The following is a 14340-nucleotide window of genomic DNA, read 5'->3' on the forward strand; positions in this document are numbered from 1 at the left end:
GTGAAGAGGAAGGAACCACACCATGAAGGGATTGATGGCGGCGGTCACGACGCTGATGCTCGTCTGGGACGACCACGTCAAACGTGACCAGCGGGGCTCAGTGACCACCGAGCACGTCTTGTGGGCGGTGGCGGTGATCGCCATCGTCGGGCTCGTGGTCGCGGCGGTGAAGACCTTTGTCGAGATTCAAGCCGGCAAGATCAACTGAGCGACGACGGGATCAGCGAGGGTCGGTCTCGGTCGAACTCGTGATCCTGCTGCCGGCTCTGTTCGCGGTCCTCTTCCTGGGGATGCAGGCCGCGCTCCACTACCACGCCCGAACGGTCGCGATCGCCGCTGCACAGGAGGGCGCGCGAGCGGCAGGATCAGACACCGGCAGCGAATCGCGTGGCATCGACGCCGCCCATGCCTTCATCGACGACATCGGCAACGACGTACTGCGGCACGCCGTCGCCCAGGCCGAACGTACGGCGACGACGGCCACCGTGGTGATTGAAGCGCGCAGCCTCAGCGTCATCCCGGGCTGGAACCCCGTAATCCGCCAGAGCGCCACCGTCCCCGTCGAGCGAGTGACCGCACCATGAGCCACGGAAACTCTCGAGGATCCGCCTCGGTCGAGGCCGCCATCGCCGTGCCGGCCTTCGCCCTCTTCGTGGGGCTCATCATCTTCGGCGGGCGCACTGCCGTTGTACGCCACTCCGTGGAGTCGGCCGCCGCCGACGCAGCCCGTGCCGCCTCCATCTTGCGGGTCGAGAAGGACGCGAAGAACGCTGCGAAGGATGCAGCCATCACCAACCTTGCCAGTCAGGGCATCAACTGCCTCCGCGTCGACGTCGACATCGACACTCAGCAGTTCTCCCACGCTGTCGGCACGCCAGCGCAGGTCGACGTGACCGTGTCGTGCCGGCTCGACCTCTCAGATCTCTCCGCACCCGGAGTGCCGGGCACCCGGACCATCTCGGCCACGATGACCAGTCCGATCGACAGTTGGCGGGAGCGGTCTCCATGACGCGACTGCACAACGAACGCGGCTCGATCAGCATCTGGGTCGCCACCGCGACCATCGTGATGGTGACCTTGGTCGGCTTGGCTGTCGACCTCGGCGGTCAGGTCCACGCCCAGCAGCGCGCACACAATATTGCCGCTCAGGCCGCCCGCGCCGGTGGACAGCAGGTGCAGGCAGCTCCCGCGGTGGAAGGCCGCTACGTCGCGCTCGACACGACCGCCGCGCGCCACGCTGCCCAGCAGTATCTAGCCGCCGCTGGGGTCGATGGCACCGTCACCGTGACTGGCGGCACGACCCTTACGGTTCGCGTCACCGACACCCACAAACCGACCTTCCTGTCCATGGTCGGCATCGGGGATCTGACGGTGACCGGCGATGCGTCAGCGCGTTTGATCAGAACGACTGGAGGAGTCGAGCGATGAACCGCACCCACGCCCGTGCCCGAGGCCTTGTTGCGGCCGTGTTGATCGCCGCGGTGCTCGCCGGCGTTCCGGTCCTCCTGATCACCCTCGCCGCGACACCGTGGACCGTCGACCTGTCCGAGCTGCAACTCAGCCTCCTGAGCCCCGACGACGGCAGCGTCGCCCTGCTCATCGTCGGCGCCACAGCCTGGATCGCGTGGGCCGTGATGGCCTTCTGCTTGGTCACCGAGATCGTCGCTGCCGCCCGCGGCGTGCGAGCACCACAACTGCGCGGCCTCGGAGCAGGACAGCAGCTGGCCTCCCAGCTGGTCGCCTCGGCAGCGATGCTGTTTGCCGTCGCCCAGCCGCTCAGCATCACCCTGACCACCCCACCCGCCCAGGCTCACGAAGTCACCGACGTTCAGCTTGCTGCTGCGCCGGCCGCCCATGATGAACTCGTTGCTGAAGGGGTTCCCGAGCCACGTCTCCCCGTCGAGGCGGTTCTTGCGACCGAGTCGTACACCACCCGCGCCCACGACAGCCTCTGGAAGATCGCCGAAACCCAACTCGGCGATGGCACCCGGTTCACCGAGATCGTCGAACTCAACCCCGACCTATTTCCCAGCGGGCCGAAGTTCCTCACCGCCGGCACAGTGCTCCAACTCCCAGCGAACGAACCTGCCGCGGCCGGCGAACCCGACGACGCTCCCTACGTGGTAGCACCCGGTGACACGTTGTGGGACATCGCCGACGAGGAGCTCGGCGACTCCACTCGCTACGACGAGATCTTCGAAGCATCCAACGACATCGTCCAACCCGATGGCCGCACCCTGACCGATCCAGACCTGATCTACCCAGGCTGGGAACTCGAGATCCCCGACGAAGCACCACCAGTCGCCGTGGATCCAGAGGAGCCAGTTCCCGAGCACCCGAGCCCAGAGACTCCGCACGAGACCGCTCCCGCAACACCCCGGTCAGCCACACCCACTCCCCCGGCCATCGACCTCGAAGTATCCGCCGACCTCTCGGCGGAGGAACAGTCCGTCGATGTCGACCAAGACTCCGGCTCCCCTGCCTGGCTGCTGCCCGGACTCACCGGCGCCGGAACCCTGCTCGCCGGGTCGCTCTTCCTCGTCCTCCGCGCTCATCGCCGCACCCAACTGCGTTACCGAAACCCCGGCGAAGTGCTCGAGGCGCCTCCTCAGGAATTGATCAACGTAGAGAAGAGCGCACGCCTTTCCGCCAGCACGGTCCCGCGCCTCCAGGACCTCGACCGACTGCTCCGATGCCTCGCCGACGGACTGGAACTGACTCGCCAACCTCTGCCCCGTCTCCAGAGCATCGAACTTGCCGACCGGTCCGTCACCCTCCATCTCGCCGAGCACGCCCCGGCCCCACCCGGATGGACCGGCACGGACACCTGGGCCTTCCAGTTCGATGAAACACTCCCCGACCCCGCGAGCCCCGCACCCTGGCCGCTGCTGTGCACCATCGGCAGCACCGACGTCGGGCATCTGGTGCTGGTCAACCTGGAGGAACTCGGCACCATTGCCCTCACCGGGGACCCGGAAGCATCAGCGGCGCTCGCGCGATCGATGGCAGCCGAACTCGCCCTCAGTCCGTGGGGCGTGCTCGCCGACATCGACACCGTTGGGGTCGCCCGCGAACTCGCCGACCTCGACCCGGTGCGGCACCACCACCACGAACCCGACGACCGTGGCTTCCTCGATCGGCTCGCGACCGATCTCGCCAGCCGAGGCGACAACGAACCCGAAATGTTCCATGCCGTCATCACGACCGACGCCGATGCTGCGGAACCCGTCATCCGGGTCATCGCAGACGCCACCTCACGACTCGGCGCCACAGTCGTGACCGCGGGCGACCCGCCCGAGACCGAGGCGGTGACCTTCCGCATGACTGGTCACGGTCGACTGCACATCGCCGATCTCGGCCTCGACCTCACCGCCGCTGGCCTCACATCCGAAGAAGCAGCCGCGACCGCAGCCATCGTCGCCGTCGCTCGCGACGCCGCGCCGGCACCCCCTCCGGTGCATCACACCAACAAGCCGCCCGAAACCGACATCTCCCCGCTGCAGGAGACTGCAGATTCTTCCGATCCCACGCTCGATGACGACGTCGCTGCTTGGTTCGACTCCGACAGCCGAGTGCCCAAACTGCATCTGCTGGGGCCGGTGCGGGCGACCGCGCACGGCAACCCGTCGGCGGTGGCACGACGCAAGCCGCACTACGTCGAGTTGCTCGCCTACTTGGCGCTGCACCCCGAAGGCGTGTCGTCCCGACAGGTCGCGGAAGCATTCTCGATGAGCAAGGACAGGGTCCGCATCGACATCGGCGTGGTGCGCAAGTGGCTCGGTGACAATCCGCGCACCGGCCGTCCGTACCTGCCGCCCGCGGCACAGACTCGCGCCGCTGGCGAAGCGGGCGTGTGGACGTACCAAGTCGATGATGTGCTCGTCGACGCCGACCTCTTTCGGCGCCTCCGAGCACGCGGCCAGGCCCGCGGCGACGAGAGCCAAGAGGACTTCGACACCGCCCTTCGGCTGGTCGAGGGTCCCCCGTTCTCCGACCTTCGCGAAACCGGTTGGAGTTGGCTGCTCGACGCCGAGTCCCGCGACGACGAGATCCTGGCCTGCGCGATCGTCGACGTCGCGCACGACGTCGTCACGGACGCACTCCGGGAAGAAGACCTGGATCGAGCAGCCGAAGCTGTCAAGACAGCGACGCTGGCCTCTCCCTACGACGAGATCGCGCGCGTAGACCGCGCCGCCGTGCTCGTTGCGCAGGGACACGAGGACGCGGCCCGGAAGTTCCTTGCGTCGGCTGTGCACAACCGAAGCGACGACCACATGGCACCTATCGAAGTGCCTCGCAGCACAGCGGCCCGTATCCCAAACCCGGGTCGGCGCGGCCGCTGATTCTGCGCTGCAACCCCCGAGTGCTCGACTTCCGGCACGACTGGAGGTACGGCCTCTGACCTGCACAAACGCGCTCTGAGAGGGGTGTACCCCCACCGCTACCGGGCGGTAAGGGGTACGAAGTCGGATACGGGATCTGAGGATCGTCCAGCCCATGGCCCACTCGACACTCCACGCCACCAGGACCCCTCGCTGGTCGCCGGCGCTGGTCGCTGACCTGGAGCAGGCGGCGTCGCCCGCGAGCGCCGCGGCGTTGCTTGCGTCGGCGGGCGTGCCGGTGTTTCCGTGCGTTCCGCTGCAGAAGAATCCGCTCACCGAGCATGGGTTCCACGACGGCTCGGCCGAGCCGACCACCGTCGCGGAGTGGTGGCACCGATGGCCGGACGCGAACGTGGCCATGCCGACCGGGTTCGCCTCGGGTGTCGACGTCGTGGACATCGACGTACATGCATCGGGCAGTGGTTTCGACGCGCTGGAGCAGGCCCGGTCGGTTGGCCTCTTGGGCACGCCTGCGTGGGTGGTCTCGACTCCGGCGGGCGGGCTGCACGCGTGCTTCCTGCGGGCGGGTTCGGATGAGCAGCGTTCGTGGCAGGTCCCCGGGCGGCACGTCGACTTCCGAGGCGACGGCGGGTACGTGGTGCTACCGCCGTCGACTGTCCTCCAGCCCGATGGCGAGGCTCGCCCCTACCAGGTCGTCAACGTCGCGACTCGACAGCCCGACTCGGTCGACGCGACCGCGCTCCGTCACTTCTTGGAGCCACCTCGCCCGACCCGGCCCCCGGCTGAGCTGCCGAGGGCCGGGGCACGGCCGGACCGACTCGCTGCCTGGGTGGCCACCCTCAGCGAGGGAGAGCGAAACCGGGGGCTCTTCTGGGCCTCGTGCCGCATGGCTGAGACCGGCGAACGTTTCGACGTCACCGCGGCCGCGCTGGGCAACGCGGCGCAGTCGGCTGGTCTCACCGAGCGCGAGGCGATGACCACGATCCGCTCGGCCTACCGCATCGCCACCTGCCTGGAACCTGCTCCGGCGCGGGGTGGACGCCTGGGCCCTTCCCGGGCGACTGAGGGGGTTCGCCTTTGACGCCACCCCCGCCACCTGCCGAGCCGTCACCTGATTTCACGAGGAACTTCCATGAATGGACCTGACCCCTACGACCGCCGACTCAACCGGATGTCAGAGCAAGCCGCACCCAGCCCCGCCGCAACCGGGGCGGCTGAGGCTCCTGCGCTCGCGGCGCGACGCGACCCGTCCCAGCCGTCGATTGCGACAAGTCAGCAGACCGCCAATGGCATCGCATGGGTGCGCCCCACCGAACTTGCCATGCGTGTCGGATCGCCCGCCGCCGGCCGTGGAATCGACCTACAAACGGCGTTGGCAGCTCGAGCTCGCCGCGCTCCGGCCTCCCGCGCCGGTGCCGGCCGCCGTACAACCCGGTCGGCAATCGCCCGGCCGACCACCACCGTCTCGCACGAAGGGATGGAAATGTGAAGACGCCCCCGTTCACCACTGCGCAAGGCTTGCGGCTCCTGCTGGTCCGACTGCACTACTCCCCGACCGGTGCCTGGCAGCACGACCTGGACGCGCACGCGTTGATGCAGTTCGCGACCCAGAAGTACGCCGCCCTCGCACGCAAGCACGACCTTGCCCCCGAGGACGCCGCCTATGCCGCCTTCGAGGCGATGCGGACCCGCGCCGTACGGACCGCGATCGACCCATGGGCGGTGGTCACCCGGGCCGTCCAGGTCACCTTGATCTACGAGGCCCGTGCCCAAGGGCTGCTGTGCTCGAACCACCAGGCACGTCGCCCCGAGGTAGCAGCCCACCACGACGCCGAACGGTTCTGCGAACGTGAGAATGACCTGACCGACTATCACCCGGCGTTCCACGTCACCGACCAACTCAATGACGGATACGGCGCCTGCTCACTTGACGCGCCGGACAGCGACGAGCCGACCAACGCTTGGGTCGCAGCAGAGCACGCGGTCGCGATCATGGTCGACAACGGGTGGCCGCGACCGACCGCCACCGGCTGCGTCGAGTACGTCTGCGGCCAATTGATCCGCTCGGTCAATCGCGCCACCGCGTACAGCCGCCTGGTCCGCGACCACCACGCAGAAGCGCTGCTCGACCTATCGCACGCGCACTGGATCTCCGTCCTGCAGGCGCTCCTGGGCAACCAGCTCCCCACGCACGAACGCACTCGCGAGGGCCGCGGTCTGCTTCAGTTGCTTGCGCTCGGATATCTCCCGGCCGAACTCAGTGCCGTGCCGTGCTTCGCTGACGTCTTCGAAGCAACCGCCCCCAGCCACGAGGGGGTATCCCATGTCTGACGCGCACGGACACATCGAGTTGGAGCGACGCGTCGACTCCATCAGGGTCGGCGTGCGGCACCGCTCCGACCCCGAACGAGATCTCGCGCCGCTGATGCGGTCGATCGAACGCCTCGGACTACTGCAGCCCGTCACGATCACTCCCGACGGAGTGCTGGTGTGCGGCCATCGCCGGTTGGAGGCCGTCAAACAATTGGGCTGGACAACACTGCGCGTGTGGGTGCGCACAGGGGTCTCGGACCATCTGACGCAACTGTTGGCGGAGCAGGACGAAAATCTGATGCACCGGCCGCTCTCACCGCTCGACGCAGCCGCGCTGTATCGGGAGCTGAAGGCACTGCTGGCCGAAGACGCTGCCCGCAGGCAGCGGGCCTCCCGGTTCGGTGTCGACGGCGGGGACGAAGGCGACGGTGGTCCCGATTCGGGACCACCGCAGATGGGGCCGGGAAGGGCTTCCCGGCAGGCAGCACATTCGATCACGAACTCTGCATCGCACACGCGGCTCGAGCAGATCTGCCAGATCGAGAGCATCGCCGCCGACGAGTCGAGGGCCGACACCATCCGCAAGGTCGCGGAGGAAGAACTCGAGCGGATCCGCGAAGGCGGCGCCGTCGACCCCAGCCATCTGCGGGTGCGGGCCGCTGTTGCTGCGGCTGAACAGGCATCCGAGGCGGACGACGAGGATGCCGCCGAGGAGGTCGACGACCTGGAAGAGCTGGCAGCCCGGGCCTTGGCGCGAGCCAAAACAGACCGGGCGCGGCGCATCCGAGATAACCGGCTCAAGCGGGAGGCTGCCGCCGAGGCTGCCCGCCGTTCGGTGCACTCCTTCACCTTGATGTGGGACGACCTAGCCGGATGGGTCAACCGGTACGACCCGATCGAGGTCGGCCGCGAACTGACCGACGAACAGTGGACCTCCTTCCAGCGGACGATCGCTGAATCGGTGGCCTTCGCCGAAGCCGCCTGTGAGGCGCGCGAAAACCAGCCGAGCGACGCACTCGTAGACGCGTGAGGAGGAACCAGACCATGCTGCGCTCCGCCGTTCACAACCCCGGCCTTCGACGACGTCGCCTCATCGTCCTGATCATCGTCACGGTCCTGCTTCTCATCTCGGCCATCAGCTACGCGCTGCTGACTCGCGACAAGACGCACACTGCACAATCCAGTACTCCCCCTCCCACCACCGCGCCCGAACAGTCGACGGGGCCGATGTCCCCGCCGGACGACGGCACCCTGCCGGAGTTGCTGCCTGTTGCCGATCCGGAGCAGTTCGCCGAGCTCATGGCTCACGCGATCTTCGACTGGGACACCACCTCCCTGGCGCCACGGGCGGCGTACCTGCAGCGCATCGCCACGGTCGCCGACCCGACCGGGGAGTCTTCGCCGGGGCTGATCAGTGACGTAGACGCCTACCTGCCGCCGGAGAAGACCTGGATCGATCTTCGCGAGTACGAGACCCGCCAGTGGATCGAGGTCGAGACCGTCGAGGTCCCCACCGAGTGGGACACGGCCTTGGACCAGGCCAGCGGGGCGCTCGCGCCCGGAACCACCGCCTACACGATCACCGGAGTGCGTCACCGCGACGGCGTTTGGGAAGGCGAACCTGTCGCCAGTCAGCACGAGGTGGCCTTCACCGTTTTCATGACCTGCGCGCCGACGTACGAGCAGTGCCGGCTGTTGCGACTCTCGCTGCTCGACGAACCGCTGGATTAGGCGAGGTCCCCATGCAGAAGGCATTCGTCGCTGGTCTCGTCACCCTCATGCTCGGGCCGGCGTCGGTTCTGCTGTCGCTCACCGTGATCCTGAATCCGTCGGCCGAGGCATCATGCCTCCAGCTCACATCCGTTGGCTTCTTCGACAACAACGACGAACCGGAGCCAGCACCGGTGGGCGAGTCGTCCCGGGTGGTGTTCCCACTGCCGACCGGCACATGGGTCAAGACCAGCAACTACGGAACGCGCCGCCACTCGATCACCGGCATCGACAAGCTCCACTCCGGCGTTGACCTCGCCGCTCCGGCAGGCACTCCGATCTTCGCAGCGGCAGACGGCCGCGTGGCCTCGGCAGGCGCGTCGGCAGGCAACGGCTACTTGATCCTGATCGAGCACATTGTTGCCGGACAACACGTGGCCACCGGATACGCCCACATGACCGAGGCCACCATCATGGTCCGCGCCGGTGACCGCGTGACCGCCGGTCAGCAGATCGCATCGGTCGGGTCGACGGGATACGCGACCGGGCCTCACCTGCACTTCGAGCTTCGTCCAGGTGGCGCGAACGCCGCCACCGCAGATCCGGTGCCGTGGCTCGACGCGCAAGCAGCGGACGATCTGGCAACTGGCACTCCGAGCGCCACCGGCGAATGCGGCCCCGACGGCGACGCCGCCACGTACGCCGGCGACAACCCCACCGGGATGGTCGACGACCCCACCACCACTGGACAGATCACCCAACGGACCGCGCACATCCTGGCCCAAGTCCGCAAGCAGTTCCCGACCTCGGGGTGGTCGTGCTTCTCCCCCCGCCCCGGGCAGCCCTCCGAGCACTCCCTGGGCCGCGCCTGCGACGGCACCTTCGGCAACTCCATCGGCGTCGCCGCCCGAGGACCAGCACTCGATCTGGGCTGGAAAGTCGCGAACTGGATGAAGGCCAACGCCGAGACACTCGGCGTCGAGTACCTGATCTGGCAGGGCAAGATCTGGTCGGTCACCCGAACAGCCGAAGGCTGGCGCCCGTACAACGGCGGCGGCATGCACGACCCCGCCGGCATCACCGGCGGCCACTACGACCACCTCCACTTCACCGCCACCCCCTGATCACAGTGCCGATGATCGGCGAGAGCACAACAACGTGACACTCCGCGAGAATGCATGTGCAACGTCGACCGCAGCGAATCTGCAACTAGACCGCGCGGATCGCGGCACGTCCGGACTCTCCGAACCGACATCCACGTCTTGCAGCGCAGCGTGAGGGGGTGTACTCACTGAGTCTCTTCAGATGCCGAAGGCTCCACCGCTGTAGAGAATGACGATGCCGAGTCCGATAAGGACGCTCGGGAACAGCACATGCTCCCAGCGTTCGAGGACCTCCTTGATGCCGGGGCGAGTGGCAACGAACCTGGCAAGTTGGACCAGCACCGCCACGAGGATGAGGAAGACGGCGCAGTACGCGGCTGTCGCGGCGGCACCCACGGTGAGGAAGACGGGAACGTAGACCCCGATGTTGTCGCCGCCGTTGGCGAAGGTGACTGCGGCCACGGTCCAGACTGCCACTGACTTGCCCGCGACTTTCGCTTCATCGTCATCGTCGTCGCCTTCACGCCATGCTTGCCATCCTGCCCAGAGACCAAGGGCCAGTGGGATGAGGCCGAAGTAGGGAATCGCCTCTTCAGGCAGGAAGACTCCTGCTCCCAGGGAAACGAGCACCGCCGCGGCCAGGATGCCTGCAAACCCTAGGTATTGCCCGGCGAGGATTCGGGCTGTCGTGCCGCTTCGTCCTGACCCGCGCGCGAAGAACAGCGAGAGCACGATGATGTCGTCGATGTTGGTGGCGATGAAAAGGCCGATCGCCTGTAGCGCGGAGGACAGGATCACGCGTCCGTCCCTTCGTGTGCGCACTCGGGCACCGTGCATGCCTGGTCGATGCAGGGTGCACTCTCGTCGATCGCGAGCGTGACCTCGATCAGTGCGGTGAGCGCCTGAGCCAAGTGCGGATCAGCCATCGCATAGCGCGTCTGACGGCCCTCCGGCTCAGCGACAACGATCCCGCAATCGCGAAGGCACGACAGGTGGTTCGACACGTTCGAGCGGGTCAGGCCAAGATCGCGAGCAAGTTCGGCCGGGTAGGCGGGCCGCTCCAAGAGGGTCATAAGTAGTCGTGATCGGGTTGGGTCGGCCATCGACCGACCCAACCGATTCATAACGTCCAACTGCGAGGCAACGGTCAGCACGTGCTGAACAGTACATCGAGGACTGAACCGTCAAGGTCGCGGGGGCGTCGTATCAAGGGAGTTGCAAGAGCGCATTGGAGTCCGCTCATCGGCAGATCCGGCCTTTCGTGCAACCCGCAGTCACAGCCGATCTGCAATCTTTGCAGATCGGATCGGACCATTGCAGATTCGCCAATCGTCGGCACGCCGCTGTCCCCCCTGGGCCGTGTTCGCGCACCTGACCACCATGGCCACCATCGAACTCGCCCAACGTGCCGCCGGTCCTGACTTCGGGGCTGTCGGCGGTTCCGCGGACATGCGTGCTGTCATCGGTGCTCTACTGACCTACGGGCTGATGCTCGCCTGCCTGATGCTCATCATCTCCGCTGCCGCGTGGGCGCTCTTGTCGTCCAGCGGCAGCTGGCAGTCCGCCGCAAAGGCGAAGACCGGCGTGTTCGTCGCCGTCGGCGGGGCCGCTCTGACCGGTGGAGCCCTGACGTGGGCGAACTGGCTGCTCGACGTCGGCGCCGCACTCTGAGCCGCCTCCGTCGGCACACCTGTCGTACAGACCGTCCTGTGATTCTCCGAGGAGGAATCATGCCTCACCCCGACCTGCAGTCCACCCTGACGCAACTGCTGCCGATGAACATCAGCATCGACCCGAACTCCAACGGTTTGCCCGGCATTGGGCAGCTCAACAAGATCGTCGGGGCGTCCATGACCGTCGGCCTGATCCTGGCCGTCCTGGCGCTCATCATGTCTGCCGTCGTATGGGCGATGGGCGCCAACTCGTCCAACCCCCACCTCGCTGGTCGCGGGAAGTTGGGTGTCGTGATCGCGCTCGGCGCAGCCATCGTCACCGGCGCCTCGGTCGCGTTGGTCAACTTCTTCTGGAACGTCGGCCAAGCGGTCTGACCCGCACCCCGAACGACAGGAGCAGAACGATGGTCGACGTATGCAACGTCCCCGTGGTCTCCAAGGTCTGCGACGTGGCCGGCGACGCCGCCGCGAGCTTGGTCACCGCACCCTTCAACTGGCTGGCCGAGGGAATGGGCAACGCTGCGGAGTGGATGTTCGAATCCGTGTGGAAGATCTTCGATAGCACCACATCGGTGGACATCACCAGCGACGAATATTTGCAGGTCTACAACATCCTTTTTGGCGTCGCGGTGTTCGTGATGCTCGGCTTCTTCCTTCTTCAGGTCATCGGCGGCATGGTGAGACGAGAACCCGCAGCCCTGACCCGAGCACTCACCGGTCTGGCGAAATCCATCCTCGGGTCCTTCGTCGCGATCACGCTGCTCGCCCTCGCGCTTGAGATCACCGACCAGCTCACCATCGGCATCGTCAACGCCGCCGGCACCAATATGGACGAGATGGGAGACCGGGTCGCCCTGCTCGCCGTCGGCATCGGCGGACTCAGCCTCAGGGCGCCCGGGGCCGCGGCGATCCTGACAATCTTCCTCGCCGGGCTCGCCATCGGCGCCGCGGTGATCGTGTGGGTCAGCCTGCTGGTCCGCAAGGCCCTGCTGCTGGTCGCGATCGTGTTCGCACCCATCGCCCTGGCTGGAGCTTCGTGGGACCAGACCCGCGGCTGGATCGGCAAATGGGCCACCTTCGTCATCGCGCTGATCTTGTCCAAGCTCGTACTCGTGGTGATCTTCCTGCTCGCCACCGCCCAGGTTTCAGCACCGATCGACGCCGACCTGCAATCGGTCAGCGAACCCATCGCCGGGGTCGTACTCATGCTGATGGCCGGCTTCGCGCCGTACATGACCTACAAAGCGATCAGCTTCATGGGCTTCGACATGTACCACGCCATGTCAGCCGAGCAGGAGACCAAGTCGTCGATGAACAGGCCCATGCCGATCCGAACCGGCGGCGGCGCTGGCGGGATGGTCCCGAAGATCCTCGGCGGCGACAGCGGAGGCTCCGGAAGTTCGGGCCGCGGACCCACGCCTGCTGCCGCACCCAGCGGAAGCGGAGGCCGTGGCGCAGGAGGTGCGTCTTCGAGTGGGGCCGCAACTGGCGGAGTCGTGGCCGCCGGTGCGGTAGCAGCCAAGGAGGCTGCGACAGCCGGGCCGAAGATGGGCAACTACGTAGCCGCCCAGTCGTCCGGCCATGCCGAACAAGCGACCGCACCCTCCGGTGCCACCGGGACCGTTCCCGCCCACACTGCCGATCCGACCCCGACAATGACGGGACGCCGCTCGGGTGACCCGGGAGCCGGACGATGAGCACCACGAACGCTGCCCGGTCGGGCGACTACGACCTGCAGCCGGTGAAGTTCTCCCGCCTCGCACGCCGCGGGATCCTGTTCGGTCTGACCGTCTCTCAACTGATCGTGGTCGGCCTCGGCGCGGTGACGCTGGTGTTCTCCCTCTACGTCGGCGGCGGGGCCAGCCTGGTCGTCGCTCTCCCCGTCATCCTGTGCTGCAGCGCGCTGGCTTGGGTCGGCATGGAGGGTCGAAAACTCATCCAGTGGCTACCCATCGTCGGCGTCTGGCTGTGGCGCTCGACCGCCGGCCAGCTGATCTACCGGTGCCGCGTCGTCGCCCCACGACCGGTCGGCACGCTCGCACTGCCCGGCGATGCGGCCCGGCTGCGTCAGTGGCTCGACGCCGAAACCGGTGCGGTGATGGTCCACGACCCGCACCGCTCCACGCTGACCGCGATCGTTGCGGTCTCCCACCCGGCGTTCATCCTGCTCGACCCGCTCGAACAAGAACGACGCGTCACCGGTTGGAGCCGGGTCCTCGCCACCGCCTGCCGCTCGGGACGGATCGCCTCACTGCAAGTCATGGAGCGCACCCTGCCCGACTCCGGCAAAGGGCTCACTGAATGGTGGCACCAGCACGGCTCCGGTGACGACACCTTCACCGCCACCACCTACGGCGAACTCATCGACCGCGCCGGACCGGCCGGCGAACGTCACGCGTCGACCATCTCCCTGTCGCTGAACCTCAAGACCGCCAACCGAGCCATCCGCGCCGCCGGCGGAGGCAACCGTGGCGCCACCGCCGTACTGCGCCAAGAGATGTCGACGATCATCGCCGCGCTCCGCTCGGCCGACCTCGCCCCCTCCGACTGGCTCGCCCCTGGCGAGCTCGCCATCATCCTGCGCGGGGCGTACGACCCCGACGTCGGCGCCGCTCTCGAACGCCACGGCGACATCGGGCGCGACCTCGCCACTGCCGGCCCGGTCGCGGTCACCGAGAGCTGGGCAATGTTGCGCTCGGACTCCGCCCACCACTGCGTGCTGTGGATCAGCGAATGGCCCCGATCCCTCGTCTTCCCTGGCTTCCTCGCACCCGTCCTGCTGTCCTCGGGCATCCGGCGAACCTTCACGCTGCTCTATACGCCGCTGCGCACCGACCAGGCCGCCCGCGACATCCGCAAGAAGAAGACCGAGTACGTCTCAGATGCCGCGCAACGGCAACGCATCGGCCAGATCGAGGACGCCCAGCACAGCGCCGAGTACCAGGACGTCCTCCAGCAGGAGGCCGACCTGACCGCCGGCCACGGCATCCTCCGCGTCACCGGGCTGATCGCCGTCAGCGCCGGCGACCCCGATGAACTCGAACGGGCCGTGGCCGACATCGAGCAAGCCGCGATCCAAGCCTCGTGCGAGACCAGGCGCCTGTGGGGCCAGCAGGCTCAGGCGTTCACCGCTGCTGCGCTCCCCCTGTGTCGTCACGTCTGACCCAGGCGCGCACCTCGATAGCAACCCGACCCACT

The 14340-nt window shown here is 67.3% G+C and carries 16 protein-coding genes; 14 read left to right on the forward strand and 2 right to left on the reverse strand.

Annotated features, from left to right (window positions below; translation table 11 throughout):
- Positions 1-22: 22 nt before the first annotated feature.
- From J2S59_RS15540 to J2S59_RS15585, 10 genes are all read left to right on the forward strand, one after another.
- Positions 23-208: a hypothetical protein gene (locus J2S59_RS15540; protein ID WP_068116664.1), complete on the forward strand. Its 186-nt coding sequence runs from the start codon at positions 23-25 to the stop codon at positions 206-208.
- The gene (locus J2S59_RS15545; RefSeq protein ID WP_068116666.1) at positions 177-584 is read left to right on the forward strand and encodes a TadE/TadG family type IV pilus assembly protein; all 408 of its coding nucleotides are present in this window, start codon (positions 177-179) and stop codon (positions 582-584) included. Before J2S59_RS15540 ends, J2S59_RS15545 begins: the two co-directional genes overlap by 32 nt.
- Positions 581-1009, forward strand: a complete 429-nt coding sequence (locus tag J2S59_RS15550; RefSeq protein WP_068116668.1) for a TadE family protein — start codon at positions 581-583, stop codon at positions 1007-1009. The genes J2S59_RS15545 and J2S59_RS15550 overlap by 4 nt, the downstream gene beginning before the upstream one ends.
- Positions 1006-1428, forward strand: a complete 423-nt coding sequence (locus J2S59_RS15555; protein WP_068116670.1) for a pilus assembly protein TadG-related protein — start codon at positions 1006-1008, stop codon at positions 1426-1428. The genes J2S59_RS15550 and J2S59_RS15555 overlap by 4 nt, the downstream gene beginning before the upstream one ends.
- The gene (locus tag J2S59_RS15560) at positions 1425-4343 is read left to right on the forward strand and encodes an AfsR/SARP family transcriptional regulator (RefSeq protein WP_068116674.1); all 2919 of its coding nucleotides are present in this window, start codon (positions 1425-1427) and stop codon (positions 4341-4343) included. Before J2S59_RS15555 ends, J2S59_RS15560 begins: the two co-directional genes overlap by 4 nt.
- 154 nt (positions 4344-4497) lie before the next feature.
- On the forward strand, positions 4498-5424 hold the full coding sequence (locus J2S59_RS15565; RefSeq protein WP_306825271.1) for a bifunctional DNA primase/polymerase: 927 nt from the start codon (positions 4498-4500) through the stop codon (positions 5422-5424).
- 404 nt (positions 5425-5828) lie between these two features.
- Positions 5829-6674, forward strand: a complete 846-nt coding sequence (locus J2S59_RS15570; RefSeq protein ID WP_068124729.1) for a hypothetical protein — start codon at positions 5829-5831, stop codon at positions 6672-6674.
- Entirely contained in the window at positions 6667-7686 is a 1020-nt protein-coding gene (locus J2S59_RS15575) for a ParB N-terminal domain-containing protein (protein WP_068124727.1), read from the forward strand. Before J2S59_RS15570 ends, J2S59_RS15575 begins: the two co-directional genes overlap by 8 nt.
- A gap of 14 nt (positions 7687-7700) precedes the next feature.
- A complete protein-coding gene (locus J2S59_RS15580; RefSeq protein ID WP_068124725.1) occupies positions 7701-8387 on the forward strand; it encodes a hypothetical protein in 687 nt (228 codons plus the stop codon).
- Positions 8388-8398: 11 nt separating this feature from the next.
- Positions 8399-9490, forward strand: coding sequence for a M23 family metallopeptidase (locus J2S59_RS15585; protein WP_306825272.1), 1092 nt, complete (start codon positions 8399-8401; stop codon positions 9488-9490).
- Between the two features lie 177 nt (positions 9491-9667).
- Here J2S59_RS15585 and J2S59_RS15590 read toward each other — a convergent pair whose 3' ends face one another.
- Both J2S59_RS15590 and cmtR read right to left on the reverse strand, forming a co-directional pair.
- On the reverse strand, positions 9668-10267 hold the full coding sequence (locus J2S59_RS15590; RefSeq protein WP_068117169.1) for a cadmium resistance transporter: 600 nt from the start codon (positions 10265-10267) through the stop codon (positions 9668-9670).
- Positions 10264-10623, reverse strand: a complete 360-nt coding sequence (cmtR, locus tag J2S59_RS15595) for a Cd(II)/Pb(II)-sensing metalloregulatory transcriptional regulator CmtR (RefSeq protein WP_068117166.1) — start codon at positions 10621-10623, stop codon at positions 10264-10266. The genes J2S59_RS15590 and cmtR overlap by 4 nt, the downstream gene beginning before the upstream one ends.
- A gap of 205 nt (positions 10624-10828) precedes the next feature.
- Between cmtR and J2S59_RS15600 the strand changes: the two genes are divergently transcribed.
- The 4 genes from J2S59_RS15600 to J2S59_RS15615 are packed head-to-tail and all read left to right on the forward strand — an operon-like array spanning position 10829 to position 14305.
- Positions 10829-11140, forward strand: a complete 312-nt coding sequence (locus J2S59_RS15600) for a DUF6112 family protein (protein WP_246360097.1) — start codon at positions 10829-10831, stop codon at positions 11138-11140.
- A 59-nt stretch (positions 11141-11199) separates the two neighbouring features.
- Complete coding sequence (locus J2S59_RS15605) at positions 11200-11517, forward strand: DUF6112 family protein (RefSeq protein ID WP_068117160.1); 318 nt, start codon at positions 11200-11202, stop codon at positions 11515-11517.
- Positions 11518-11570: 53 nt separating this feature from the next.
- Entirely contained in the window at positions 11571-12839 is a 1269-nt protein-coding gene (locus J2S59_RS15610) for a TrbL/VirB6 family protein (protein WP_181641522.1), read from the forward strand.
- A complete protein-coding gene (locus J2S59_RS15615) occupies positions 12836-14305 on the forward strand; it encodes an SCO6880 family protein (RefSeq protein ID WP_068117152.1) in 1470 nt (489 codons plus the stop codon). Before J2S59_RS15610 ends, J2S59_RS15615 begins: the two co-directional genes overlap by 4 nt.
- Positions 14306-14340: the final 35 nt, after the last annotated feature.

Origin of the sequence: Nocardioides massiliensis, assembly GCF_030811215.1 — a bacterium.
GTDB lineage: Bacteria > Actinomycetota > Actinomycetes > Propionibacteriales > Nocardioidaceae > Nocardioides_A > Nocardioides_A massiliensis.